This is a genomic window from Halomonas cupida (genome assembly GCF_900142755.1).
Classification (GTDB): domain Bacteria; phylum Pseudomonadota; class Gammaproteobacteria; order Pseudomonadales; family Halomonadaceae; genus Halomonas; species Halomonas cupida.
The window spans coordinates 387,094-410,852 of sequence record NZ_FRCA01000002.1; the positions used below are offsets into that span (position 1 = coordinate 387,094).

At 56.6% G+C, this 23,759-nt stretch carries 24 protein-coding genes; 16 read left to right on the forward strand and 8 right to left on the reverse strand.

Features of this window, described 5'->3' with window-relative positions; all coding sequences use genetic code 11:
- Positions 1–12 precede the first annotated feature (12 nt).
- Complete coding sequence (locus BUE38_RS05890; protein WP_073434083.1) at positions 13–474, forward strand: DUF7282 domain-containing protein; 462 nt, start codon at positions 13–15, stop codon at positions 472–474.
- A 190-nt stretch (positions 475–664) separates the two neighbouring features.
- On the opposite strand, the gene BUE38_RS05895 is transcribed toward BUE38_RS05890, so the two are convergent.
- On the reverse strand, positions 665–865 hold the full coding sequence (locus BUE38_RS05895; protein ID WP_073434084.1) for a hypothetical protein: 201 nt from the start codon (positions 863–865) through the stop codon (positions 665–667).
- A gap of 400 nt (positions 866–1,265) precedes the next feature.
- On the opposite strand from BUE38_RS05895, the gene BUE38_RS23225 reads away from it, so the two are divergent.
- Together BUE38_RS23225 and BUE38_RS23230 are read left to right on the forward strand one after the other, a co-directional pair.
- Positions 1,266–1,523 carry a hypothetical protein gene (locus tag BUE38_RS23225; protein ID WP_073434085.1) on the forward strand — a complete coding sequence of 86 codons (258 nt, stop codon included), beginning with the start codon at positions 1,266–1,268 and terminating at the stop codon, positions 1,521–1,523.
- Positions 1,520–1,822, forward strand: coding sequence for an aldehyde dehydrogenase family protein (locus tag BUE38_RS23230; protein WP_073434086.1), 303 nt, complete (start codon positions 1,520–1,522; stop codon positions 1,820–1,822). The genes BUE38_RS23225 and BUE38_RS23230 overlap by 4 nt, the downstream gene beginning before the upstream one ends.
- Positions 1,823–1,887: 65 nt before the next feature.
- Here BUE38_RS23230 and BUE38_RS05910 read toward each other — a convergent pair whose 3' ends face one another.
- Both BUE38_RS05910 and BUE38_RS05915 read right to left on the reverse strand, forming a co-directional pair.
- A complete protein-coding gene (locus BUE38_RS05910; RefSeq protein WP_073434087.1) occupies positions 1,888–2,754 on the reverse strand; it encodes an isocitrate lyase/PEP mutase family protein in 867 nt (288 codons plus the stop codon).
- Between the two features lie 40 nt (positions 2,755–2,794).
- On the reverse strand, positions 2,795–3,583 hold the full coding sequence (locus BUE38_RS05915; protein ID WP_073434088.1) for a GntR family transcriptional regulator: 789 nt from the start codon (positions 3,581–3,583) through the stop codon (positions 2,795–2,797).
- 132 nt (positions 3,584–3,715) lie between these two features.
- On the opposite strand from BUE38_RS05915, the gene BUE38_RS05920 reads away from it, so the two are divergent.
- Genes BUE38_RS05920 through leuD form a run of 5 tightly spaced genes read left to right on the forward strand, consistent with a single transcriptional unit; the run spans position 3,716 to position 8,813 of the window.
- Positions 3,716–4,747: a Bug family tripartite tricarboxylate transporter substrate binding protein gene (locus BUE38_RS05920; protein ID WP_084541756.1), complete on the forward strand. Its 1,032-nt coding sequence runs from the start codon at positions 3,716–3,718 to the stop codon at positions 4,745–4,747.
- Between the two features lie 34 nt (positions 4,748–4,781).
- The gene (locus BUE38_RS05925; RefSeq protein WP_159438859.1) at positions 4,782–5,264 is read left to right on the forward strand and encodes a tripartite tricarboxylate transporter TctB family protein; all 483 of its coding nucleotides are present in this window, start codon (positions 4,782–4,784) and stop codon (positions 5,262–5,264) included.
- 18 nt (positions 5,265–5,282) lie between these two features.
- The gene (locus tag BUE38_RS05930; protein WP_073434090.1) at positions 5,283–6,785 is read left to right on the forward strand and encodes a tripartite tricarboxylate transporter permease; all 1,503 of its coding nucleotides are present in this window, start codon (positions 5,283–5,285) and stop codon (positions 6,783–6,785) included.
- Between the two features lie 16 nt (positions 6,786–6,801).
- Positions 6,802–8,184 carry a 3-isopropylmalate dehydratase large subunit gene (gene leuC, locus BUE38_RS05935; protein ID WP_073434091.1) on the forward strand — a complete coding sequence of 461 codons (1,383 nt, stop codon included), beginning with the start codon at positions 6,802–6,804 and terminating at the stop codon, positions 8,182–8,184.
- A complete protein-coding gene (gene leuD, locus BUE38_RS05940; protein ID WP_073434092.1) occupies positions 8,181–8,813 on the forward strand; it encodes a 3-isopropylmalate dehydratase small subunit in 633 nt (210 codons plus the stop codon). The genes leuC and leuD overlap by 4 nt, the downstream gene beginning before the upstream one ends.
- A 117-nt stretch (positions 8,814–8,930) precedes the next feature.
- Here leuD and BUE38_RS05945 read toward each other — a convergent pair whose 3' ends face one another.
- On the reverse strand, positions 8,931–10,115 hold the full coding sequence (locus tag BUE38_RS05945; RefSeq protein WP_073434093.1) for a CaiB/BaiF CoA transferase family protein: 1,185 nt from the start codon (positions 10,113–10,115) through the stop codon (positions 8,931–8,933).
- A gap of 460 nt (positions 10,116–10,575) precedes the next feature.
- Between BUE38_RS05945 and BUE38_RS05950 the strand changes: the two genes are divergently transcribed.
- Positions 10,576–11,103 (forward strand): gamma carbonic anhydrase family protein, encoded by a 528-nt coding sequence (locus tag BUE38_RS05950; protein WP_073434094.1) that lies wholly within the window; start codon positions 10,576–10,578, stop codon positions 11,101–11,103.
- A 100-nt stretch (positions 11,104–11,203) separates the two neighbouring features.
- Here BUE38_RS05950 and BUE38_RS05955 read toward each other — a convergent pair whose 3' ends face one another.
- The 3 genes from BUE38_RS05955 to BUE38_RS05965 all read right to left on the reverse strand — a co-directional run bounded on the left by BUE38_RS05955 (position 11,204) and on the right by BUE38_RS05965 (position 14,300).
- Positions 11,204–12,712: a tripartite tricarboxylate transporter permease gene (locus BUE38_RS05955; RefSeq protein ID WP_073434095.1), complete on the reverse strand. Its 1,509-nt coding sequence runs from the start codon at positions 12,710–12,712 to the stop codon at positions 11,204–11,206.
- 14 nt (positions 12,713–12,726) lie between these two features.
- Positions 12,727–13,197, reverse strand: coding sequence for a tripartite tricarboxylate transporter TctB family protein (locus BUE38_RS05960; protein WP_073434096.1), 471 nt, complete (start codon positions 13,195–13,197; stop codon positions 12,727–12,729).
- A gap of 131 nt (positions 13,198–13,328) precedes the next feature.
- Positions 13,329–14,300 carry a Bug family tripartite tricarboxylate transporter substrate binding protein gene (locus BUE38_RS05965; RefSeq protein WP_073434097.1) on the reverse strand — a complete coding sequence of 324 codons (972 nt, stop codon included), beginning with the start codon at positions 14,298–14,300 and terminating at the stop codon, positions 13,329–13,331.
- A gap of 649 nt (positions 14,301–14,949) precedes the next feature.
- On the opposite strand from BUE38_RS05965, the gene BUE38_RS05970 reads away from it, so the two are divergent.
- From BUE38_RS05970 to BUE38_RS06000, 7 genes are all read left to right on the forward strand, one after another.
- Complete coding sequence (locus tag BUE38_RS05970) at positions 14,950–16,401, forward strand: NAD-dependent succinate-semialdehyde dehydrogenase (protein WP_073434098.1); 1,452 nt, start codon at positions 14,950–14,952, stop codon at positions 16,399–16,401.
- Positions 16,402–16,435: 34 nt separating this feature from the next.
- Complete coding sequence (locus tag BUE38_RS05975; RefSeq protein ID WP_073434099.1) at positions 16,436–17,332, forward strand: NAD(P)-dependent oxidoreductase; 897 nt, start codon at positions 16,436–16,438, stop codon at positions 17,330–17,332.
- A gap of 471 nt (positions 17,333–17,803) precedes the next feature.
- Positions 17,804–18,793 (forward strand): TRAP transporter substrate-binding protein, encoded by a 990-nt coding sequence (locus tag BUE38_RS05980; protein ID WP_073434100.1) that lies wholly within the window; start codon positions 17,804–17,806, stop codon positions 18,791–18,793.
- 61 nt (positions 18,794–18,854) lie between these two features.
- Positions 18,855–19,358: a TRAP transporter small permease gene (locus BUE38_RS05985; RefSeq protein WP_234986790.1), complete on the forward strand. Its 504-nt coding sequence runs from the start codon at positions 18,855–18,857 to the stop codon at positions 19,356–19,358.
- Positions 19,359–19,367: 9 nt separating this feature from the next.
- The gene (locus BUE38_RS05990; RefSeq protein WP_073434101.1) at positions 19,368–20,642 is read left to right on the forward strand and encodes a TRAP transporter large permease; all 1,275 of its coding nucleotides are present in this window, start codon (positions 19,368–19,370) and stop codon (positions 20,640–20,642) included.
- A 48-nt stretch (positions 20,643–20,690) separates the two neighbouring features.
- Positions 20,691–21,587, forward strand: a complete 897-nt coding sequence (locus BUE38_RS05995) for an NAD(P)-dependent oxidoreductase (RefSeq protein ID WP_073434102.1) — start codon at positions 20,691–20,693, stop codon at positions 21,585–21,587.
- Positions 21,584–22,504: an amidohydrolase family protein gene (locus tag BUE38_RS06000; RefSeq protein ID WP_073434103.1), complete on the forward strand. Its 921-nt coding sequence runs from the start codon at positions 21,584–21,586 to the stop codon at positions 22,502–22,504. Before BUE38_RS05995 ends, BUE38_RS06000 begins: the two co-directional genes overlap by 4 nt.
- Positions 22,505–22,567: 63 nt before the next feature.
- Here BUE38_RS06000 and BUE38_RS06005 read toward each other — a convergent pair whose 3' ends face one another.
- Complete coding sequence (locus tag BUE38_RS06005) at positions 22,568–23,221, reverse strand: GntR family transcriptional regulator (protein WP_073434104.1); 654 nt, start codon at positions 23,219–23,221, stop codon at positions 22,568–22,570.
- Positions 23,222–23,759 lie beyond the last annotated feature (538 nt).

Here is a 23,759-nt window from a genome sequence, read left to right on the forward strand (position 1 = left end):
AAGGAGAGAACGATGATCAAGCAACTCGTTTCCAGCGCCATTGTTTCTGCGTCTCTGATCGCTGGAGCATCCGTAGTGCTTGCCGCCCATCATGCGGAGGACATGTCGGAAGAAGGTCATGAAGGCCACATGGAGCTGGGCGTCTGGGCTGAGGATCAATCCGTTGCCGATGGAGCCGTCTCGGCGCAGAAGATCACGGCCGATGCCAACGGCTGGCTGGTGGTGCACCGTACCGACGAGAGCCACAAACCCGGTCCCGTGGTCGGCTATGCCCCTCTCAGAGCTGGCGAGAATACGGACGTGACCGCCCTGCTCACCGAATCCGTCGCCTCCGGCGATCACCTGATGTTGATGCTCCACGGTGAGGATGGCGGCACGCAGGCTGGCGTATTCGAATACACGCTGGGCGCCACAGAAGACGGCCCGGTCAAGGTCGACGACAACCTGGTGATGACCGTTATCACCGCCATGTAAGCGCTGAACACAATCAGCAGAAATACAATCAGCAGAAACACGAACGGGGCCACATGAGCCCCGTTCCTGTGTTGAGTGGTTGGTGCCGGAATAGACCAGCCCCACTGCCAAACCATCCGACAAACGGCTTTCAGCAGATCAACAGCCGTCCCTGGGCTGCTGAAGCGCCACCGCCTCTTCGAAAGCCCGGTTACTTTTTCCCCAGTAGCGTCCAGACCCCAACGGCAACAACCACACCGAAGACCTTGGTCACAATCTGCCAATCGGCCACAAACGAAAAGAGCGGACCATTGGCCAACGCCTCCTGGGCCCGTGTCACAAAGACCACGAAGGCGATTGCCACCACCAGCGCCACTGCTACGCGAAAGAGTGCGTACACCATCACCTCCATATGAATGTCCCGGCTCCTTTAACCTCAGCCTATACCCTCAGCCCCTTGAATCAAGCACTTCCAACGCATATTTCACCAAGAGCTCTCCATGGAAAAAGCACCGGCGCTGAGCCGTGAAGCCCTGCCGCGCCTGGGGTTTTACAACAGTTGGGGATCAGGAGAGCCGCGTCACGTGGCATGAAGTGGCGTACTGACGAGAGTGGCTGCGGCTGTACTATTAACATGGCAATCAAATAGCTCATCCTGATCGATTTGATTGTCGTCCGCACCACATGGCGCAGATGCGCGGATCTGCTGGTGTGGTGCGGTCTCGCGTCGGCCTGATGGCCGACGGCGGCACGTCCCTGTGCCGCCATTAACCCAACATGAAAGCATGCCGGGTTAATAGCACACCCAGCTCATGTCGACAGTATGGGATGTGATGATCGGGGGAAGCTGGAACGCTGAAGCCGCATACTTCATGAGTCTGGAACGCGAAATGCTGGTGCTCCGCCTGCTAGTGGAGCTGATGATAGAGGACACCCAGCGGCAGGCACCAGATCAATCGGTTCTGTCCCCTCAGCACCTTATTTCGACGGTTGGAGCGGCCAGCTCGAATCTGTTCCGGATCCAAAGCATCCGACAGGTGGCCAAGGCTGGTTCTTCGAGCCTGCCGTGATCGACCGACTAGAAAGAGACGACCGCCTGGTCCAGGAAGAGCTCTTCGGGCCGGTGCTGGCGATGCAGGTAATCAGCAACGACGAGGAAGCCCTCGCCATGGCTAACGGCACCGACTATGGTCTGTGCGCCTGGCCGGCCGCCGAGATCGGCGCTGGCCAGGTCACCATCAATAAGTACTTCGCCGGTGGAATCTACGCACCTGCAGGCGGCACAAAGCACTCCGGCTTCGGCCGAGAGAAAGGATGGTTGGCACTGGACAACTACCTGCGTAACAAGAACGTGACTGTAAAGCTTTAAAATCTCGACTCGTGCCTGACGTCATCGCACCACTGCCCCGGTGGTGCGGCCGCTCATAACGGGCACTAATTGACTGCATATCGCTCGGCAGTTTCCAGCATCTCCGGTAACCCTACGGCTCGGTTCAACTCATCAAACCCGGCCATTCGGTCGCGAAAGGGCTCGGTGGTACCGTGAGCCTTGAGGCTCTCGAAGTAAGCGATGACCTGGCGGCTCACCGCTCTTGCCAACCCGCCGGGGAAGATCACCAGCTTGAAGCCGATCTCGGCCAGCTCATCAGCACTGGCTGCCGGGGTGCGGCCACCTTCCACCATATTGGCCAACAGTGGCACCCTCTGGCCGAAATGTTCGGTTATCATCCGCTGTTGCTCAAGGGATTGCGGCGCCTCAATGAATAATACGTCGGCGCCTGCCTCCAGGTAGCGCTCGGCCCGCTCCAGCGCCGCGGTGATGCCTTCGACAGCAATCCCGTCGGTACGGGCAATGATCTGGGTCGCCTCGCTGTACCGTGCATCCGCCGCCGCCTGAATCTTGCCTACCATTTCATCGGCGGAGATCAGCGATTTACCGCTGAGGTGCCCGCAGCGCTTGGGAAAGGTTTGGTCCTCTAGCTGAATGGCCGACGCTCCACTGCGTTCGAACATCCGCATGGTACGCTGCACATTGAGCGCGTTACCGTAGCCGGTATCAGCGTCTACGATCAGTGCAGCATCGACGCGGTCGCGAATGGCCGCGATACTGTCGGCAACCTCGGTCATGGTCACGAGTCCCAGGTCGGGCCGCCCCAACTGGGTATAGGCCAGGCTTGCGCCGGAGAGATACAGGCAGTCGAAACCCGCCTGAGTCGCCAGGTTGGCCGTGAATGGATCATAGACTCCCGGCGCAACGACAGCTCCCTCGGCTTGGTCGATCAGCATCGCTAACGGCGTCATAGCAGTTCCTCTGTTGTGGTTATCGATCATTCAAAAGGCTTTATCGTGTCTCCCAGACGCACCTGTCGTCGTGCATCTGGCGACCAAGCGACATCTGATGCTCGTAGGTATCGGGGCGGTAGTAGCCCTCGATGTACTCCACTGGGAGATCGTTCTCATCGAATACGATGCGACGAATGCAGAGCAAAGCATCTCCCGGCTCCATTTCCAGAACCTCCGCTTGCTTCGGCGTGGCTAGCTTGGCGGTGATGGACTGCTCGGCACGCGTGACTTTGGCGCCGGCGCGTTCGAGTAACAGCAACAGCGGTTGGTGGGTCAAATCGCCCTGATTGAAAGTGCGGCCGATAGCCTCGGGCACATAGGTCGTCAGAAGGGAGAATGGCGAATCACGATGGCTCCGAACCCGTATTGCCTTCTGCACCAGGGCACCCGGTGGGATCGCCAGTGCCTGGGAGACGTTGGCCGATGCCGCCACGTAGTTGAAGTCGAGCACCCTGACTTCGGTCTTGAGGCCCATCGCGATCAAGTTCTCGATCACCCCTGAGATGCTCGCCTGAACCGGCGACGATTCATTGGATGCCACCGGAAAGGTTCCCTTGCCGCGGTAGCGCACCACTAAACCTTCACGATCCAGGCGTTCCATCGCCTTGCGAATGGTAATGCGTGACACCTGGAACTGCTCGGTCAGCAACAGCTCGTTGGGCAACGGTTTATCAGGCGTGTAACGCCCCTCCAGAATCTCCTGCCGCAACACCAGATAGACACGATGGTGTTTTGGCCAAGGGTCGCTCGCCTCACCTGCAGCGTGCCGTTTCGCGTGCTCTACCATTCTCATCTCCCTCCAATCGGGTTGCCGGTAAGCAACCGTCATGTCCTATTGACATAACAAAAATACCATGCATCAATAGTCCATGCCAGTTCTTGGCCAAGGTCAACAATAACGACTCTGGAGAGACGCCAAATGAACCACTTCACGAAACCTCACCAGAAGCCTCTTGACTCAGAGATAAAGCGTGGCCTGCCTCAGCTGGCAGCTGGTATGTCCTGCCTCGTTTTAAGCATTGGAGTCGTCACCGCTGCCCAGGCGGATTGGCCGGAAGAGCCCATCGAAATTATCGTGCCCTTCGATGCTGGGGGCAGTGCGGATCGCGTGGCCCGAGGCCTCGCTGAGCACATGTCGCCACGCTTCGATGTGCCGGTCAGTGTCGTTAACCGTGCCGGTGGAGCCGGTGCACTGGGTGCCACTTACTTTCAGCAGCAGCCCGCCGACGGACAGACCTTGTTGGTCATGCAAGCGACACCCTACCTGGCCAGCGCCATTGAGATCGGTGGAGCCCCGGTCAAATGGGAAGACTTCCAGCTGCTCAGCGCCCAATGGAACGACTATGGAATCGTCGCCGTTCATAAGGACAGCCCGTACAAGAGCCTGGAAGAGCTGGTCGACGCCATGCGGGAACCCGGCGAATTGAGTTCCGGCATCATCGTCGGTAACGGCGGACACCTACAGACACTGGTGATGATGGATGCCCTCGACATCGAACATGACAACGTGCGCTTCGTAACTTACAGCGGCGGCGCCCCATTGCGCACGGCGCTGGCGGGCAATCAAGTCGACTTCGAGATCCTGGCCGCCGAAGCCGCGCTGACCATCAGCGATGAGGTTCGTGCACTGGCCGTGGTCAACAACCGACCTGGCGACAACTGGGACGCTCCACTCTTCAACGATGAGATGGCTGAGATGGGTGTCGACCCATTGCCACTGATCGGTGGCAACGTGACTGGTCTCATCGCTCACGCCTCATTGGAGGAGGAGCATCCCGAGCGTTATAAACGCATCGCTCAGGTTTACAAGGAAACCCTGCAAAGCGATGAGTTCCGGGAGTGGGCAGCCGAAGCATCAGTTGGCGCTGACTGGGTGACTCCGGAGGAAAGTCAGGCGCTGATCGACGAAGCCTATGAGGTGGTCAAACAGTACGCTCCGCTGCTCAAGTGATACGGGGCCACTCAAAGCAAGTAGGGGGTGCAGCATGGCATCGGAGAATCGGAAAGAGCAGTTTCCCTTGGGTAACGTACTGTTCGCCCTGGCGCTGGCAGCGGCATTCGGTTACTACGCCCATGATGTACACGCCGATGCCCGCGGCGTCACTGACTGGCTGTTGATCGTTCCAGCAGCGGGTATCGGTATCACCGCGCTGCTGATCAATGCGGGGACCAAGGTCACCGACTGGTATCGCCGCCGCCATATGCCTGCCCACGATGCCTCAAACAGCACGTCAGGTGCCTCCCCCATGCCCGCCGTGCTGTTCATGGGGCTTCTAACGCTGTATGTGGCACTGATTCCCACCATCGGATTCGATCTAGGCAGCTTTGTGTTCATCAGCCTGGCCCTTTATCTACAGGGCGAGAAACGCTGGTGGGCCATTCTCGGTTTTTCCCTTGCGGTATCGGCGCTTGTCGTAATGGTGTTCATCGAGTTGCTGAACGTCCGTCTTCCCACGCTGCTGATCTAGCAGGAGGCATAACGCACCATGATCAACGTCGATGCCTTCCAGGCAGCCATCAACTTGCTCAGCACACCTGGTGCCTGGCTGGTGGTGCCCCCGGGGCTGATCATCGGGCTATTCTTCGGCTCGATTCCCGGGCTCTCGATCTCGATCGCCATGGCCGTCTTCCTGCCGGCCACCCTGTATATGGACTTTCTGCCGGCGATCCTGTTTCTCACCGCCATCTTCACAGGAGGCGGCTTCGGCGGTGCCATTCCCGCCATCATGCTCAATATCCCCGGCACGTCTTCATCAGTCGCTACCACCTTCGACGGCTACCCAATGGCTCGCCGTGGCGAACACGCCCAGGCACTCGGTATCGGCCTGGTTGGGTCGGTACTCGGCACCCTGGTGGGCTACGTTCTGCTACTGCTCACCGTTCAATCCATTTCTCACTGGGTATTGCGACTCGGTCCCACCGAGATGCTGGTAATAGCGCTCTGGGGCGTCACGCTGATCGCCGTACTCAATGACGCCAGTATCTCCAAAGGAATCGCAGCGGGCATACTCGGCATCCTGATCAGTACCATCGGCTACAGCGACGCCGGCCAAATGCGAGGCACCTTCGGCAGCATGTACTTGCTGGATGGCATTCCGGCGATTCCTGCGCTGATCGGCTTCTTCGCTGCATCGGAACTGTTCAACCTTATCGGAAAGCAGTACATCGTCGATGACAGTCGTCTGCGCGTGGTCAAGTTCCGAAACATTCTCGGTGGCATGCGCCACGCCCTCGGCAAGCCTTTCCAGCTACTGCGGGGCGGTGTCATGGGAGCGGTTATCGGCGCCATTCCCGGGGTTGGCGCGAGTATCGCCAACCTTGCCGCCTATGCCACCGCCAAGCAACGCTCAAAAGAGCCGGAATCTTTCGGCAAAGGCAATCCCGACGGATTGATGGCCGCCGAATCGGCCAACAGCAGCTCCGAAGGTGGTTCGATGATCACCCTGCTTGCCCTTGGCCTGCCCGGCGGCGCCGGTACCGCCGTACTGCTGGGTGCCTTCGCACTGCACAACGTTACCGGTGGTCCGCGCTTCATCCGTGAGAATACCGATATCGTCTACGCACTGATCCTGGGCAACATGGCTCAGGCCCTGCTGTTGCTGTTCATCGGCAGCGTATTCATCTTTCTCGCCGGCTACATCGTCAAGCTATCGCTGAAACTGATGATCCCCATCGTCATGGTGCTTTCGGTCGTCGGTTCCTATGCCATCACCGGCAATATGGTTGGGCCGATCACGGTGGTGGCCACCGGCATCATCGGTTGGCTGATGCGCCGCTACGGTTATCCGGTCGCGGCCACCGTCGTTGGCTTGTTGGTAGGTGGCATGGCGGAAGGGGAACTGGTGCGCAGCATGCAAATCAGCGGCGGTCATATCGGCTTCGTCACCGACCGTCCCATCACCCTGGTGTTACTCGCCTTGCTGCTGCTGTCGCTTGCGCCACGCATCATCAACGGCGTACTCAAACGCCGGCGTGCCGCGACCCAATGAGATTCGGAGGCCCAATATGTCGCAACCCGCCCTGACACTCTTCGACAAGATCTGGCGCCAACATTCGGTGGCCACTTCTGGCGATTTCGACCTGCTCTGGGTCGATCGACATTTCGTCCATGAGGGCTCCTTCCATGCCTTCGACAAGCTCGACAGTAGCGGGCGCGAGATTGCTCACCCAGAGCTGACCTTTGGCATCGCTGACCACTATGTGCCTTCCAATCTCGCCGGTCTCGAGGACGACCCCGAGGTCGCCGGCATGATTCGTCTACTCGACGAGAATACAAGCCGCCATCATCTGACCTATCTTGGGCTGGGCCATGAGGATCGGGGCATTGTGCATGTCGCTGCCCCCGAACTCGGCTTGACCCTGCCTGGCTTGATCATCGTCTGCGGCGACTCCCACACCACAACCCATGGCGCTTTCGGCGCTCTGGCCATGGGCATCGGAGCCACTGAAGTCGCGCACGTGCTAGCCACCCAGACACTCTGGCAACGGCGCCCGCAGACGATGCGAATCCATATCCAAGGACACCTGAGGGAAGGCGTGACCGCCAAGGACCTGGCCTTGCATATCATTCACGAGATTGGCACCGGTGGCGCCACCAATCACGCCGTCGAGTACACCGGGCCGGCTGTCAGCACGATGTCCATGGATGCCCGCATGACGTTGTGCAACATGACGATCGAAGCCGGCGCTCGGGTGGGTATGGTCGCTCCCGATGACACTACCTTCGACTGGTTACGCCAAGCGCCACACGCCCCCAAGGGCGAAGCCTGGAAACAGGCCGAACGGTATTGGCAAAGCCTTTACAGCGACCCGGGAGCAGAATACGGCAGGACCGTCGTCATCGACGCCTGTGAGGTCGAACCACGGATTACCTGGGGTACCAACCCAGAGCAGTCTCTGCCCATCAACACCGGCGTCGTCCCCGAACTCGACGACAACCACCCAACGTTGAGCTACATGGCGCTCGTCCCCGGCCAGCCGCTGCGCGACTTACCCATCGATCAGGTATTCATTGGCTCATGTACCAATTCGCGAATCAGCGACCTGCATGCCGCCGCGACAGTGCTTGCTGGAGGCAAGGTCAAAGTGCCGACACTGATCGTCGCCGGCTCCAATCACGTCAAGGCCCAGGCAGAAGCTGAGGGACTGGCCGATGTGTTCCGTGCCGCCGGCGCCGACTGGGGCGAGAGCGGCTGCTCGATGTGCGTGGCGATGAACGGCGACAGCGTCGCTCCCGGTGAGCGATGCGCCTCCACCAGTAACCGCAACTTCCCCGGCCGTCAGGGTCCTGGTGCTCGTACCCACCTGATGAGCCCGGCAATGGCTGCCGCGGCTGCCTTGCACGGCCGACTCGTCGATGTCCGCCAGGTATCAGGAGAGCCCGCATGAAGCCTGTATCTCAGATCACCAGCCCCGCATTGCTTCTGCTCAACGAAAATATCGACACCGACCAGATCATCCCAGCCCGCTTTTTGCGCAAGCCCCGTAATAGCGGCTATCACCATTATCTGCTCTATGATGCTCGCTACGACATGGACGGCAACGAGCGTGTCGATTCGCCAATCCCGGCATCAATGCCGCCTTGCTCCATCGTGCTGGCCGGCCACAACATCGGCTGTGGCTCGTCCCGCGAGGGAGCAGTCTATGCCTTCGTCGACTACGGTATCCAGGTAATCATCTCGACGAAGATCGCCGATATCTTTCGCAACAATGCGATGCGCAACGGCCTATTGCCGATCCAACTCGAGCAAGAGGCGTTCTATACCCTCGTCGTTCACTGCCAATCCAATACCCAAGCGCAGCTATCGGTCGACCTGGAGCGCTGCGAGATTCGCTGGGAAGAGAATAACTGCCTGACCTTCGATATCGATGAAGGTAGCCGTGAGCGGTTACTACACGGCATCGACGATATCCAGGCCACGCTCGCATGGGAGCAGGATATCGTCGCTTTCCAACATCGTTATCTAGCCGAGTGCCCCTGGATCCTTCCAAACGCTGCGGTTTCGTATGGAAAGTAAATTCTACAAGCTGGTGCAATCTACCCGCAGGTCGGTCGTTCGGTCGCGAGAGACCGCCCCCACATCGGCTAAGCAGTAGAATATGGACGCTCCGCCTCGACTGTTATGCTGTCCTTGTCACTTGATTATCCCCTTTCGACGTAGCTCCTCACAGCGTGCCTCATCGATGCCCAGCTCAGCCATGATTTCATCAGTGTGTTGGGCATAGAGCGGTGCCGGCCGACGTATCTGGGGAGGGGTCTCCGAGAGCTTGCTGGCAAAACCAATAGTTTTCATCCTGCCGATTGCCGGGTGATCTATTTCCTGCACCATCCCACGCGCTTGATACTGTGGGTCTTCCAGGGCCTGGGCAAAGTTATTGATAGGGCCAGCCGGGACGCCCGCCTGATCACACTTCGATAACCAGTACTCACGCCCATGCTGCACGAATATCTCCTCAAGCACGCTTTCCAGCTCTTCGACATTCTGTCCACGTAGATGATTAGTCCGGAAGCGCGGATCTTTCAACAAGTCCGGACGATGGATAACCTCGTGACAGAGACGTTCCCAGGTACGCTGGTTGGCACAACCCAACATGATATAGCCATCCTGTACCTCGATGGCCTGATAAGGTGCGGATACTCGATGACGCCAGCCAGTGGGCTCGGGAACAGTACCTTCCGCGAAATATGCCGCAGCTTCCCAAGTGAACCAGGGAAGACCGCATTCGGCTATGGCCACATCTACGTGCTGCCCCTCTCCGGTATTCATCTTGTGGATGTAGGCGGCAAGAATCGAATAGACGGCGGTTATGCCCGCACCGATATCGTAGACAGCAATGCCGGTCTTCAACGGACGTCGACCTGGCTCACCGGTCATCGACATCAACCCCGTCATTCCCTGAGCAACCAGATCGAAGCCCCCCTTCTGGCTATAAGGGCCGGTCTGCCCGTAACCGGAGATGGAACAGTAGATGATGCCAGGATTGAGGGCCTTGATGGTTTCGTAATCCACCTGGAGTTTCTTTGCCACACCGGTGCGATAGTTCTCTACTATCACATCGGCTTCCCGGGCGAGCCGATAGAATATCTCGCGCCCTTCCTCCTCCTTGAGGTTCAGTGAAATACTCTTCTTGTTGCGGTTGATCTGTGCAAAGCAGGTTGACTCATCATTGACGTAAGGACCCATCTGGCGGCTGTCATCACCGCCCTTCTTCTCAACCTTGATGACCTCCGCTCCCATATCGCCAAGCACCATGGTGCAGTATGGACCAGCCATGATCTGGGAAATGTCGAGAACCTTCATCTTCGTTAATGGAAGCATGCTAACCACCTCGTTGTGATATGAAAGTATTGCAATCGGCAAAGGCCACGAACTGTTATGGAGCCGCCACTACTTTCCGGGCCAGGCATGTGATGTCTTGTCGATGAAAGCGCTGACGGCGCTCTTGTAATCACGGCTGGTGTAGCAGAGTGCGATCAGGTCCTCATGTCATCTGGATAGCAGTACATGGCTCAAGAATGTTATCGTTCATTTTTTGAATTATGAACTCATAATTCATTCTTAGGCACTAGACCTTTGTCTGCCTTATTCCGCATATAGATGAATTTCAGAGAAAATACATGAAGTTATAGAAAGACCGACTCCATCTACTGATGTGAATTATGAATACATTTCTTTGACACCACCCGCGGAGCTTCCTATCGTGTTCATGTTTGGGCGGCGACACTGCCGGCTGCCGAACAGTCAACAGCCGTTGACCTACATCAAGAGGAGACAGGACATGACCACTTACGCGCTCGAGGAGCTTTCGCCCCGCTACGATGCCAGCGCTTTCATCGCTCGTGAGGCAGCCATCATCGGTGACGTCCGGCTGGGCAGGAATGTCAGCATCTGGCCGGGAGCCGTGCTACGAGGCGACAACGAGCCGATTCATATCGGTGCCAACAGCAACATCCAGGAAAATTGCGTGCTGCATACCGACCCCGACTTTCCTCTGAGCATCGGCCAGGGCGTCACCGTCGGTCATCTGGTCATGTTGCATGGTTGCACCATCGGTGACGGCTCCCTGATCGGCATGCACTCGACCATCCTCAACGGCGCCCGGATCGGCGAGAATTGCTTGATCGGAGCCGGCTCGGTGGTCACCGCCAACAAGGAATTTCCCTCCAACTCACTCATCCTCGGCTCACCAGCCAAGGTGGTGCGGACCCTAAGACCGGAGGAAGTGGCGGGACTGGCCGAGAGCAGTCAGAGCTACGTAGCGCGCAAGGATCGCTACCTTGAGCACCTGAGGCCACTGCAAGCCTGAATCTATCGTGTATATTTCACCTCCCCAAAGAATGGGGAAAACAAGCAGGAGTAGATAATTAATCTAGAGCCCTCTCCCCTTGAAAAGAGGGCTCCCAGGATTATTTTGCCAACATCTTTCTTTTTTGAGATGGGAGAAGCTTCCTTGCAAAAGGAAACACAACAAACAATGCAGTGACTCCCAACAACGTGAGAGCAATTGGGCTATTGAAGAATATCGAGAAATCTCCACGTGAGATATCCAGTGCCTGACGGAGGCTCGTCTCAAGCCTGGGTGTAAGTACAAAGGCCAATAGCAAGGGCGCTACTGGATATTTGGCGACATTCATGAAATAGGCCACTACCCCGGCCCCCAGCATGAACCAGACATCAAACATGCTGTTATTGACACTGTAGGCCCCCACTACACAGATAACCGCGATGACAGGAATCATGAAGGCAGGCGGAACTCTCAACAGTTTTACCAGGAAGGGGATAATGGCCAATGCTGCCAGTACCGCCATGACATTACCCAGGTACATGGAAGAAATCAGACCCCAGACAAAATCAGGGCTGTTCTGAAAGAGCATGGGGCCCGGCTGTACGCCCCACATCATCAAGCCTCCCAATAGGACGGCGGCAGTACCGGACCCCGGAATGCCCAGGGAAAGAAGAGGGGCAAAGGAGCCGGCCGCTGCGGCATTGTTGCCTGCTTCCGAAGCTGCCACACCCTCGATTTTCCCTGTACCAAGCTCATCACCGTTGCGCCCTACCTTCCTCTCGAGCACATACGCCAGGAAAGAGCCGGTGGTGGCGCCGGCTCCTGGAAGAATCCCTACAAGGTTACCCAACACGCCAGAACGGAGCGATACCGGAATAATCCGGCGAACTTCACTTCTATCCAACAGACTCTTCCGCAGACCAATTTTCTGCATCAACCCTTCGGCATCTATCCTGTTGACCATCATTTCCAACACCTGGCTAAACCCGAACATTCCGATGACCAGGGGAATGAAGGAAATTCCATTCAGCAAATACATGGAATCGAAGGTGAAGCGTGGTTGCCCAAACGCCAAGCCAATGCCCACCATCGACAGCATGACACCGACAAACGTCGAGATCAGCCCCTTCTTCGGGCTATCACCGAGCAGCCAACCGATGGAGCAGAGAGCAAGGACCACGAGTGCGGCGACTTCTGCAGGCCCAAACATCAAGCCGATCCTGGCCAGGGCTGCTCCCATGAAAGTGAGCATCACAATGCCTACGGTACCGCCAATGAAAGAAGAAATATTGGCAGTGAATAGAGCCTTCCCGGCCTGACCTTTCTTCGAAAGCGGGTAACCGTCCAGGGCCGTGACTACGGCGGGTGCATCACCGGGTATATTGAGCATGATGGCACTGTAAGATCCGCCATACATGCAACCATAATACAGCGCACCAAGCATGATGATCCCTGTGATCGGATCCATTTGAAATGTCAGCGGCAATAACAAGGCAACACCGGTCACGGAGCCAAGCCCTGGTATCGCGCCGATCATGATACCCAAGCTGGCCCCGACCAGCGCAGCAAATACATTAGGAACTGTCAGAGAGGTGGCAAAACCCAACAGCAAGGACTGCAGGATATCCATAGAAGACTTCCCCTTTATTTTATCATTTCAAGGAAAAATCCTTGAGGGAATGGCACCTTCAGCCATAGGGAAAACACGAGGTAAATTGCTGCACCAGCACCGGCTCCGGTCAGAACGGCCTTGTACCAGGATTTTCGCTCTACGATCAGGATCCATAGCACGATGAACAACGCCATGGCCAACACCATGCCTATCAAGGGAATACTGGCTACTGTAACGGCCATGGCAGCCGCTGGCCAAAGCCCCTTGATTCCCACAGCTTTGACTTTTACAGGAGAGAACAAGAACTCATAGATTCCCAGCACGGCCGCCCCCAATCCTGCTACAACCGGGAAGAACCCACCTCCAGGGCCACTATTTACCCAAAATCCGTACTTGAAGTATCCAAGCGCTGCCCACGCAGCCCCCATCAACACAATACCGATGGTGACTAGACCCGGAAGACAGGATAGGCTCTCTTTCTCAGGAGACTTTTCAATATTCATATTTCCCCCTCCCCTTACCATGACAGCCTCGTTTCGCTACACATCGGAAGATTAAAATAGTCGCTTGCAATGATCACATAAAAAAAGGCGGCGAATGGTATAGCAGGAACACCATAACGCCGCCAGAAATTTTACTCGATGATACCGACTTCCTTGAATTTCTCGGTATACCTTGCCTTCTCTTCACTATAAAACTCAGCACTTTCCTCGGCACCCACAAAAGTACCAATCAGGTTATTCTTATCGATATAGTCATTATTCCATTGCTCGCTTTCTGAGGCCTTTTCCAATACACCTTCCCAGTAGGCTACGGCTTCCGCAGGCATATCTGGAGGACCGGCATAGCCGCGGAAAATCATGAGCTTGATATCAGGATGACCAAGCTCGGCGAAGGTGGGGACATCGTCATAGGGGGCTTCCAGGCGTTCTTCCGCAAGAGCGGCAAGGCTTCTAACCTGTGCAGGATCCATACGTGAACCCAGCTTGTATACGGCCGCATCAATATGGCCACCCAGCAAGGCTGAAGTCACTTCGCCAGTGCCGCCGAAGGGAACGTACTGGAAATCGGCGCCCAGACTGGAGTTGAGCATGGCAAAGGCAAGGTGGTCCTCTCCTCCTCTTCCAGCACCGCCAATGGTGACGCTGCCCGGATCCTGCTTCGCTTGTTCGACCAATTCATCGACATTCTCGATATCACTATCTGCAGCCACACCCAGAAGTAGCGTATCCAGCGCCAAGGTACCGAGAGGGGTCAAGTCTTCCAGCTGAACATCGGCGTCGTTCGTCACCATGCTCATCATCTGGCCTCCATTGAAGGTCATGATGGTATGGTCATCCCCTCTCTTGTTGAAGGTATAGCTATTACCAACGGCCCCCGAGCCGCCCGGTCGGTTGTTGACCAGGATCGTCTGGTCGACAAAGTCATTCTGGCGGATGACTTCCACCAGCATGCGCGCATTGATATCACTGCCTCCGCCGGCGCTATACGGCACAATGAATTCAACATTACGCTCCGGCTCCCAAGCGCTTGCGCTACCACTGAAAACTGCCAGGCAAAGCACACCTGACATTGCTGTTTTCCCTACCCATTTCATTCTGGTCATTCTGTCACTCCGATTTGTAATTGTTGCACGGCATGTACAGACCCATAGCTGCGACGGGCATGTCCAGCACTGGCCACCGGAACATCCTCTTGCAGCGCACTCCTGCCAGGACCGCCAGGCCGAAAGCCCTGTGGCCTGCCCTCGCAGTCATGATTATTGTAATTTTGAACTCATAATTCATTTTATCAATGAGAACTTTAGTCTACCCACACATTGTTCCGGCTTCCTCCAGAAGCCCCGGCTACCACCGACAGCCCCGGAAGTGACATTCCAGAACCAGACTCAAGCAGTGCTTTATCAGTCACAAAAATCTGATTTTACTGACATTTCTCTGAGAGAATCTGGCGATAGCAGCCGACCTTCCCTTCCTGTCCTCCATGTGCCTCTCCAGACCCAAGAAAATTATCGACGAAAGTGGCATTTAGTATAATGAATTCATAATTCATATTAAATCATCCTGTTGACTCCCCCCTCCTATCGGTCATGTCAGACAGCAGGCTCAGGGTTGACTCAGACAGGGTTGACTCAGAGAGACATCAAGCACGGCCAGGATCGCGGCCCACATTGCGCCAGCGGCCGATCGGCACATGTCGGCTCGTTCATTAAAACCCACGACTAGTTCCATGAAACTCACTACTCGGGAAATACCATGAACCTGAATGATCCCGCCCTTTTCAGACAACACTGCTATATCGATGGACGCTGGGCAGAGGCCGAAGGAAAGGCCACCATCGAGGTCACCAATCCGGCCACCAGTAACCGATTGGGTACGGTACCCAGGCTGAGCAAGGACGAAGTCAGCGCAGCCATTGATGCCGCCGATCGTGCCTTTCCCTTGTGGAAAGCCAGCACAGCCAAGCAACGTGCCTCGATCCTTCGTCGCTGGTTCGACCTATGCATGGAGCATCAGGAGGATCTGGCTCAGATCCTGACCCTGGAACAGGGCAAGCCACTTCAGGAGGCACGTGGAGAAATCGCCTATGGCGCCTCTTTTATCGAATGGTTTGGCGAAGAGGCCAAACGGATCTATGGCGATATCATCCCGGCTCATGCCAATGATCGACGTATTGTTGTCACCAAGGAGCCGGTCGGCGTGGTAGCTGCCATTACCCCCTGGAACTTCCCCAACGCCATGATCACCCGCAAGGCGGCCGCGGCCATGGCGGCCGGATGCACCGTGGTGGTCAAACCCGCTTCAAGTACCCCCTACTCGGCCCTGGCGCTGGCTGAACTCGCCGAGCGGGCCGGCGTACCTCGGGGCGTGCTGAATGTTGTCACGGGGAACTCGGACGTCGTAGGTAGCGAGCTGACCGACAACCCACGCGTTCGCAAGCTCTCCTTCACCGGCTCCACCGAAGTCGGCAAGATACTACTCGGCGAGTGCGCGAAAACCGTCAAGAAGGTCTCGATGGAACTGGGTGGCAATGCGCCCTTCATCATCTTCGAGGATGCCGATCTCGACCAGGCGGTTGCAGGGGTGATGGCCTCCAAGTTTCGCAACACCGGCCAGACCTGTGTCTGCGCGAACCGGATCTTCGTTCACGACAGGATCTACGACGACTTTGCCGACCGGCTGGCCTCTGCCGTCAGCGCACTCAAGGTAGGCAGCGGTCTCGAGGAGAACGTCGCACTAGGGCCATTGATCAACCCGGCGGCCGTCGAGAAGGTGGAGCAACATATCGAGGATGCGAAAGCCAAGGGGGCTAGCGTTTATCTGGGCGGGAAACGCCACGAGCTGCAGGGGAATTTCTTCCAACCGACGATCCTGACAAACGTCTCCCCCGACTCGATGCTCATGCACGATGAAACCTTCGGCCCCGTGGCCCCGCTGTTGCGCTTCAGCGATGAAGATGACGTGATCCGCCAGGCCAACAACACCACGCTGGGGTTGGCCAGCTACTTCTATACCCGTGACGTAGGGCGCGTCTGGCGCGTAGCGGAAGCCCTGGAATCCGGCATCGTAGGTATCAACGAGGGCATCATCTCCAGCGAGTTGGCCCCCTTTGGCGGGATCAAGGAGTCCGGTATCGGTCGCGAAGGCTCCAGGTACGGCATCGATGATTATATCGAGATCAAGTATCTCTGCATGGGCGGCCTTTGAATTTCGACCGGGTAAACGACACAGGACATGGCATATGAGCAGCAAGCAACAATGGGTCGGCATGGTCGGCGTCGGGTTGATGGGGCATGGCATCGCCAGCAGCCTGCAACGCCACGGCTGGTCCTTGAACTTCCTGGAACATCCTGGCAACCAGCCGGTCGAGGACTTGATCTCAAGGGGAGCAACCGCCTACTCCAGTGGGGCGGCACTCGCCGCCGACTCCGATGTCATCATCCTCTGCGTGACAGGCACTCCTCAGGTCGAAGACGTGTTGTTCAGTGATGGCGGCGTTCTGGAGGGACTTCGTACGGGGAGGGTTGTCATCGATTGCTCGACGGCGATACCCAGCTCCACCCTGCGGATTGCCGAGGCGGTGGAAGCCGCGGGTGGTCGTTTCCTGGATGCTCCGATGACCCGTACCCCCAAGGAAGCCGCAGAGGGGCGACTCAACCTGATCGTAGGGGGGGACCGTGAACTCTTCGAAGCCCAACTCCCCCTGCTGCAGAGTTATGCCGAAAATATCACCCATGCCGGGCCGGTGGGCTCGGGCCATAAACTGAAGCTGCTGCACAATTTCGTATCGATCGGCTTTTCCACAGTGCTGGCGGAAGCGGCGGCCTGTGCCGAACAAGGTGGTATCGAGGCCGAAGTGCTGGTCGACGTACTGGCCCAGGGCGGTGGCGCGGGAACCGTCCTGGAGCGCTTGCGGCCCTACATTCTCGCGCGGGACGACAGTGGCTTTCGCTTCAGCATCTCCAATGCGCACAAGGATCTGGGCTACTACCTGGCAATGGCCAGGGATACCAATGCGACCCAGAGCGCCGCCGCAGGAATCCATCAGGTGCTGGAGGACGCACAGTCCCCGGGCCATGCCCATTCCACGGTGCCTGAACTGGTCAGTATCCTGACAGACCAGGCGCGAAGAAAGTGAGATGCCGATGGCGCTGCTGGGCAATGTCCATGGCCAATCTCACTGACCAACGCCAACCGGGCTTGTTGCCTCAACTCATCGATCAATTCGTCCAATTCGTCCAATTCGTCCACCACTGGCAAGCACAACCGCGAACAGGATCGCCCTGTCTATATCACCCCGTCTACACCACCCCGGCCCGTGACGCCCGCGGAAATACTACTGTCGACACCATGCCGGTCGCCAGACCGGCAACAGCGACGAAAGTACAAAACGCAAAAATGAATTATGAGTTCATAATAATATAGTACAGGAAGCGAAGCTCGATGCCTTTCCTGTCCGGCCAGGACGATCAACCAGGGACGATGGAAATACGAAAGCGTATCCGTAGCACACTCTGTGCATGACATTGCTCAGAGGCGAACGATAACAAGATCAGCCCTAGCGGCACGCCAATAAGTTAGCGGCACGTCAACAAAAGAGAGGTACAAGATGTTTCTCAAGAAAAAGCTCGCTCTGACAATTGCCACTTTAGCTTTCAGCTTCACTACCATCTCCGTATCAGCCGAAACACTACGCTATGCCCATGTCGGTTCGGAGGGCGATTCTCAGACACGCTATGCATCGGAAGCATCAGCTGCCATCGAGGAGGCCACCAACGGAGAAATAACGATCGATCTGTTCCCGGCTAGCCAGCTTGGTGGTGTTGCTGAAATGGTCGACGGTGTGTCACTTGGTTCGATCTCACTGGCACATCACGAATTTGCCTCGCTCGCCCAGATCGTCCCCGATATAGCCGTCTTCAACGCCCCCTTTATCTATCGTGACGCCGCACACGCACTGAAAGCCACCGATCCTCAATCCCCCGTCGTCAGCGAGATGAATGACCAACTGGTCGCAGAAGGTAACTTACGTATCATCGGCCGGATGTACCGTGGTGCACGGCACATTACTGCCAACTTCCCCGTTCGCTCCCCCGCCGACCTGGAAGGCAAGCCCTTCCGCGCTGTACCGCTAGACATATGGATTTCCATGGTCAAGGGATTCGGTGCCGAGCCAACTCCCGTGGAAGTCTCTGAACTTCCGACCTCATTAATGACCGGGCTCGTAGTTGGCCAGGAAAACCCGCTGACCATGCTCATGTCCAACAGCCTTTATGAAGTGCAGTCGCATGTATCGATGACCGGCCACATGCACTCCATACTGGCGGTATTCATCAACGAGGACACATGGCAGTCCCTGGACGAAGGTGACCAGGAAGTCATTACACGGATTCTCGAGGAAAAAGCCCAGGAATCCCTTCAATGGGCACAGGAGCGCGAGACTCGCCTTGTTGAGGAGCTGACGGAAAAGGGCATGACTTTCGTCACCGAAGAGAACGACCTTGATCTGGATGCCTTCCGTGAGAAGGTTCTTGCACAAATCAACGAAGACTACCCCAACTTCGAACCCTATATCGAACAGATCTCGGAAATAGAGTAACCGTTTGTCAGTAAGGGCTGCTGGTCCTTACTGACACTACCTTTCACATGGGGGCGAAAGTATGAGCGCCGGAAAAAACATGAGGACCGGGAAAAGCTTGAGATCCGGAAAAAATTTGCTGGAAATTTTCTGCCTGGCATTGTTGGCAGGCATGATATTTGTTCCTTTCATGCAGGTTATCACTCGTTCCATATTCGGATTTTCCATTCCTGGCGCGGGAGAGCTCACTCGCTTCCTGCTGATTTGCCTGGTTTTCTCCTCTTATCCGCTGGCCATATCGAGCGGTGAAAACATCGAGATGGCTGAGCTACGAGAGATGCTTCCCGGAAAATTAAAGATACTTCTCTGCAAGGTCATAGCCCTACTGTCCATCGTTGCCTGTCTGTTCATTGCTTATGCTGCATTCATTACGGTGCTGGCTAATCTTAACAAGGCAACTCCCGTGTTGAAGATTCCCTACTGGATCTTTTTTCTCACCACTTTACTGGGTTTTGTCGGAGCAGCTTTCATGCATTTCCGCCAGGGACTGAAGTCTCCACGCCCTAAACACAGCACCGGTGCATAGGAAAAAATAATGGGCTTCATGATACTGGCGTTCTTTTTAGTATTTTTCCTGCTTGGGTTCCCTGTCGTTTATGCCATTCTCATCCCTTCCGTGGTCTATGTTCTCATCGAAGGGTTTCCGGTGGGACTTCTCGGTCAGCGGATCACCTATTCTCTCGATAGTTTTCCATTGGTTGCTGTGCCCATCTTCATCTTTGTCGGGAACTTGATGAACCAGTCCGGCATCACCGACAGAATTTTCCATTTTGCCAATACACTGGTTGGCAGGGCCCCAGGAGGGTTGGCACAGGTCAATATCTTCTCGAGCCTGATATTCTCGGGCATGTCAGGCGCATCTCTTGCCGATGTGGGCGGGCTGGGAAAGATAGAAATCGAAGCCATGAAGAAACGGGGTTACGGGGCTCCCTTCTCCGCAGCGGTCACGGCCTCATCAGCCGTCGTGGGGCCAATATTCCCTCCTAGTATTCCGTTGATCGTCTATGGGTCCGTCACCAGCGTCTCTATCGTGCAGCTGCTTCTCGCCGGGATCGTTCCGGCCTTGATCTGCACAGCACTACTCATGATCACCGCGGCAATTCTGGCCATCAAGCACAAGATGCCTCGCGCCCCGAGGCTACCTACGGCCAGAGAGCTCTATCACTCGTTCCTACCCGCCCTGCCAGCCCTTCTGGCCCCCTCGTTGATGATCTCGGGCATGCTGTTGGGCCTGTTTACCCCGACGGAAGCCGCGGCAGTTACCGCTGCCTATGTGTTGTTGGTCAGCTCACTCTTCTACAGGGAGCTGACCTGGTCACACTTGATAAACTCGATGATGGCCACACTGAAGACAACAAGCGCGATACTGATCATCGTGGCCGCCGCCTCGATGTTTGGCTGGATCCTGTCCGTCGAGCAGATTCCTCAGCAGTTTGCTGCATTCATACTGCAGATATCCCAAGACCCACTCATGCTGCTGCTCATCGCCAACCTGATATTCTTTGTCGCCGGTATCTTCCTTGATTCGACCACCGCGACCCTGTTGATCGTGCCTATCGTGGCGCCCCCCATGGTGCTTGCAGGTGTCGACCCCGTACATCTGGGCATCGTTGCCATCTTCAATCTGATGATCGGGTTACTGACCCCACCAATGGGCCTGTCCCTGTTCCTCGTGTCATCGATCGCCCAGGTTTCACTGCGTCAGCTGTTGAAAGCGCTGATGCCCTTCTACATCCCCCTGCTGATCACTCTGGCCATCATTACCTTCTCGACTGATCTGGTGCTGTGGCTGCCAAGCTTCCTGCGCTAAGTCGTGTGACCCCAACCAATGGTCAGCCTTGCATGAAGGAGTAATACAATGACAAACACGCCAATTATCGGTTTTATCGGCCTCGGCAAGATGGGGGCTGGCTTCACCTCGCGCCTCGTCGAAAGTGGCTATTCGGTCATCGGCTACGACATCGACGACACCTGCTGCCAGGCCGCAAGAGCCCGGGGCGTCGACATTGCCGAATCGCCGGCCCAGGTCGCCGAGCGTGCCGACATCATTCAAGTGTGTGTGATCTCCACGACTGCCGTGGAAGCGGTCCTCCTCGGTGAGGGAGGCCTCATCGAGGTCACCCAGGGCCAGGGCAAGACCGTGATTGACCACTCCACGACGGAACTCGAGACCACCAGACGCCTGGCAAAGACCTTGATGGAGCGGACCGGCATGCAATTTGTCGACGCCCCGGTTTCAGGTGGACCCGGTGCCGCCGCCGAGGGACGCCTGGCCATCATGGCCGGTGGAGATCAGGCCGCCATCGAGGCGATCCAACCCTTGATGAGCACCCTGGGAAAATGCACGCGCATGGGTGAGGTCGGCGCAGGACAAGCCACCAAATTGATCAACCAGGCGCTGGTGCTCTCCAACTACTGCGTGATCGCCGAAGCCTGTAACCTCGGTAACCGTTTCGGTATCGATGTCAGCAAGATTCCCGATGCCCTCTCCTCGGGCTATGCCGGCAGCAATCTGCTCAACGACCTCCTGCCCCGCATGGTCGAGAACGACTTCGAACCGCGTGGCTATGCCCGGCAGATTCTCAAGGACCTGCATATGCTGCAGGACGCCGCCAATGCCTTGAATGTTTCCATGCCCATGGCAGGTACCGCCAACTCCCTCTACAGCATGCTGGTTTCCCAGGGCAAGGGAGAGCTGGATGGCGCCGCCATCGTGTCGCTTCTGGAAGGTGTCACGCCGGAGCGCACGTCATGAAGTCACTTCCCATCATTGATGCTCACCAGCACTTCTGGGACCTTGAGCGTAACTATTTGCCATGGCTCTGTGACGAGCCAATGATTCCGTTTCGCTATGGCGATTACAGTGCCATCCGGCACAACTACCTGCCTGAGGATTACCGGCGCGACACGGCAGACTATCGAGTGGTTGGGTCGGTGTTCATCGAGACGGAGTGGAATCCCGAGACACCCGTGCAGGAAACCCACTGGGTCCATGAACTGGCTGAACGAGAGGGGCTGCCCAGCGTGATGGTGGCCCAGGCACGCCTCGACCAGCCGGATGTCGAAGACATATTGGCAGCCCACTGTGGCTATTCACGAGTCCGCGGTATTCGCCATAAGCCCCGAGCCGCGCCATCACCCAACGAAGTGGAGACCGGCGCCCCGGGATCCATGAGTGATCCGACCTGGCGCCGCGGCTTCGCTCGACTGGCCGCCCATGGCCTCTCCTTCGACCTGCAGAGCCCATGGTGGCACTTCCATGAAGCGGCCGACCTCGCCGCGAGCCATCCGGACATCCAGATCATCATCAATCATACCGGACTTCCTGCGGATCGCAGCGAGGCAGGTTTGCGGGGGTGGCGAGAAGCCATGTCGGCAGTAGCCCGGCAACCCAATGTTGCGGTGAAAATCTCCGGTATCGGTGTTCCCGGTTCGCCCTGGACGGTAGAACTGAATCGACGCGTCGTGCTCGAGACGATCGACTGCTTCGGCGTGGAACGCTGCATGTTTGCCAGCAATTTTCCGGTCGATAGCCTGGTCGCTTCCTTCTCCACCCTCTTCGAGGGTTTCATGACCATCACCGAGTCCTTCAGCGAGTCAGAAAGACTCAAGCTATTTCACGACAATGCCGTGCGTTTCTATCGTATGAATGTGTCCCTGGAAAGCACATGAAGGCAGTTATCACCTGCTCGGCACTTGATGCGCTGAACAGGTGGTAACCTGGTATGTAGAGGGTTATTCGGCCATTTCCTCCAGCGCCGACATCTCCACCTTGTTGCGCAGGTGGCGGCGAAGAATCGCCCCGAGGGTAGCGCCGTCGCGGGCCCGTAGCGCCTCGACCATGGACTCGTGCTCACTAACCGCCTGAGACCAGTAGTCATTGCTCAGCTCAGCGGTGAAACGCACCCGCCGCACACGATGGTTGAGATTCTTGTAGACGTCGATGAGTACGTCGTTCTGAGAGGCCACAACGATAGCCTCATGAATCTGCTGATTGACCAACAAGTACTCCGACATATTGCCACTCTTGTAGTGTGACAACATCTGGTAATGGAGCGCCTCGATGTTGGTCAGTTCCTCCTCGGTAATTCGCTGTCCAGCCAGTTCGCCAGCTAGCGCCTCGAGGCTCTGCATGACCTCGAAAGTGTTCTTGAGTGTTGCCTTGGTTAACTTGGCTACCCGTGCGCCACGATTCGGTAAGAGCTCAACAAAGCCTTCATGAGCCAGGACCTTGAGGGCCTCTCTCAGTGGCGTTCGAGACACCCCGAACTGCTCACACAATGCTTTCTCCGGGACACGACTACCAGGGACCAGAGTCCCCTGGGAAATCATGTTTCGAATCCGCTCGGCGACCTCACCATGCAAGGTGTTCTGCCTGATCTTGTCCATAGGAAAGCACCCCGATTTTGTGGAAGGCTTGCATTGAAAGAAAACAATCAGCGATTTCGCCGTGAAGTTTTTAGTGATACATGAATTATGAATTCAACTGCTCTCACAGTCAATTCGATGCATCCAAGTTGCCATCATATCTCTGCACCACTGAAAAACAATAAACCATTGATTACAAACGAAATTATTCCAGTGAATCGCCCCGAGATTCATCCCATGACTGGGATTAGCCGGACTACCGCTCGACGGCAAGCAGCACAAGGGCCATGAAGATCGCACGCGAGCCGAAGCAGGAAACGCATGCTCGAAGACCTGGAAACTATTGGGGAGGTTGCGCAGTCCCTCTCGAACCGCATCGGCATGTGGCCGTGATGAGTAGCCGTATCACCGTGTCTCGGTGCCGAGAATGCACTATGAGCAGCGCTTGGGAGGTGAGTATATTCAGGAAGGGTAGCTGACTGACGTCATTGGTGGGCCCAGTTGGACTCGAACCAGCGACCAAGGGATTATGAGTTCGCTTTTAAATCAATAAGCTCCT

Excerpts from the sequence above, each read along its gene's own strand:
- BUE38_RS06005 (WP_073434104.1), bottom strand. The coding sequence starts at position 23,221 with ATGGACAAGATCAGGCAGAACACCTTGCATGGTGAGGTCGCCGAGCGG.
- BUE38_RS05930 (WP_073434090.1), top strand. The coding sequence starts at position 5,283 with ATGATCAACGTCGATGCCTTCCAGGCAGCCATCAACTTGCTCAGCACA.
- BUE38_RS05915 (WP_073434088.1), bottom strand. The coding sequence starts at position 3,583 with ATGGTAGAGCACGCGAAACGGCACGCTGCAGGTGAGGCGAGCGACCCT.
- BUE38_RS23225 (WP_073434085.1), top strand. The coding sequence starts at position 1,266 with ATGTCGACAGTATGGGATGTGATGATCGGGGGAAGCTGGAACGCTGAA.
- BUE38_RS06000 (WP_073434103.1), top strand. The coding sequence starts at position 21,584 with ATGAAGTCACTTCCCATCATTGATGCTCACCAGCACTTCTGGGACCTT.
- BUE38_RS05985 (WP_234986790.1), top strand. The coding sequence starts at position 18,855 with ATGAGCGCCGGAAAAAACATGAGGACCGGGAAAAGCTTGAGATCCGGA.
- leuD (WP_073434092.1), top strand. The coding sequence starts at position 8,181 with ATGAAGCCTGTATCTCAGATCACCAGCCCCGCATTGCTTCTGCTCAAC.
- BUE38_RS05955 (WP_073434095.1), bottom strand. The coding sequence starts at position 12,712 with ATGGATATCCTGCAGTCCTTGCTGTTGGGTTTTGCCACCTCTCTGACA.
- BUE38_RS05910 (WP_073434087.1), bottom strand. The coding sequence starts at position 2,754 with ATGACGCCGTTAGCGATGCTGATCGACCAAGCCGAGGGAGCTGTCGTT.
- BUE38_RS05970 (WP_073434098.1), top strand. The coding sequence starts at position 14,950 with ATGAACCTGAATGATCCCGCCCTTTTCAGACAACACTGCTATATCGAT.
- BUE38_RS05890 (WP_073434083.1), top strand. The coding sequence starts at position 13 with ATGATCAAGCAACTCGTTTCCAGCGCCATTGTTTCTGCGTCTCTGATC.
- BUE38_RS05975 (WP_073434099.1), top strand. The coding sequence starts at position 16,436 with ATGAGCAGCAAGCAACAATGGGTCGGCATGGTCGGCGTCGGGTTGATG.
- leuC (WP_073434091.1), top strand. The coding sequence starts at position 6,802 with ATGTCGCAACCCGCCCTGACACTCTTCGACAAGATCTGGCGCCAACAT.
- BUE38_RS05980 (WP_073434100.1), top strand. The coding sequence starts at position 17,804 with ATGTTTCTCAAGAAAAAGCTCGCTCTGACAATTGCCACTTTAGCTTTC.
- BUE38_RS05950 (WP_073434094.1), top strand. The coding sequence starts at position 10,576 with ATGACCACTTACGCGCTCGAGGAGCTTTCGCCCCGCTACGATGCCAGC.
- BUE38_RS05990 (WP_073434101.1), top strand. The coding sequence starts at position 19,368 with ATGGGCTTCATGATACTGGCGTTCTTTTTAGTATTTTTCCTGCTTGGG.
- BUE38_RS05960 (WP_073434096.1), bottom strand. The coding sequence starts at position 13,197 with ATGAATATTGAAAAGTCTCCTGAGAAAGAGAGCCTATCCTGTCTTCCG.
- BUE38_RS05895 (WP_073434084.1), bottom strand. The coding sequence starts at position 865 with ATGGAGGTGATGGTGTACGCACTCTTTCGCGTAGCAGTGGCGCTGGTG.
- BUE38_RS05920 (WP_084541756.1), top strand. The coding sequence starts at position 3,716 with ATGAACCACTTCACGAAACCTCACCAGAAGCCTCTTGACTCAGAGATA.
- BUE38_RS05995 (WP_073434102.1), top strand. The coding sequence starts at position 20,691 with ATGACAAACACGCCAATTATCGGTTTTATCGGCCTCGGCAAGATGGGG.
- BUE38_RS05945 (WP_073434093.1), bottom strand. The coding sequence starts at position 10,115 with ATGCTTCCATTAACGAAGATGAAGGTTCTCGACATTTCCCAGATCATG.
- BUE38_RS05965 (WP_073434097.1), bottom strand. The coding sequence starts at position 14,300 with ATGACCAGAATGAAATGGGTAGGGAAAACAGCAATGTCAGGTGTGCTT.
- BUE38_RS05925 (WP_159438859.1), top strand. The coding sequence starts at position 4,782 with ATGGCATCGGAGAATCGGAAAGAGCAGTTTCCCTTGGGTAACGTACTG.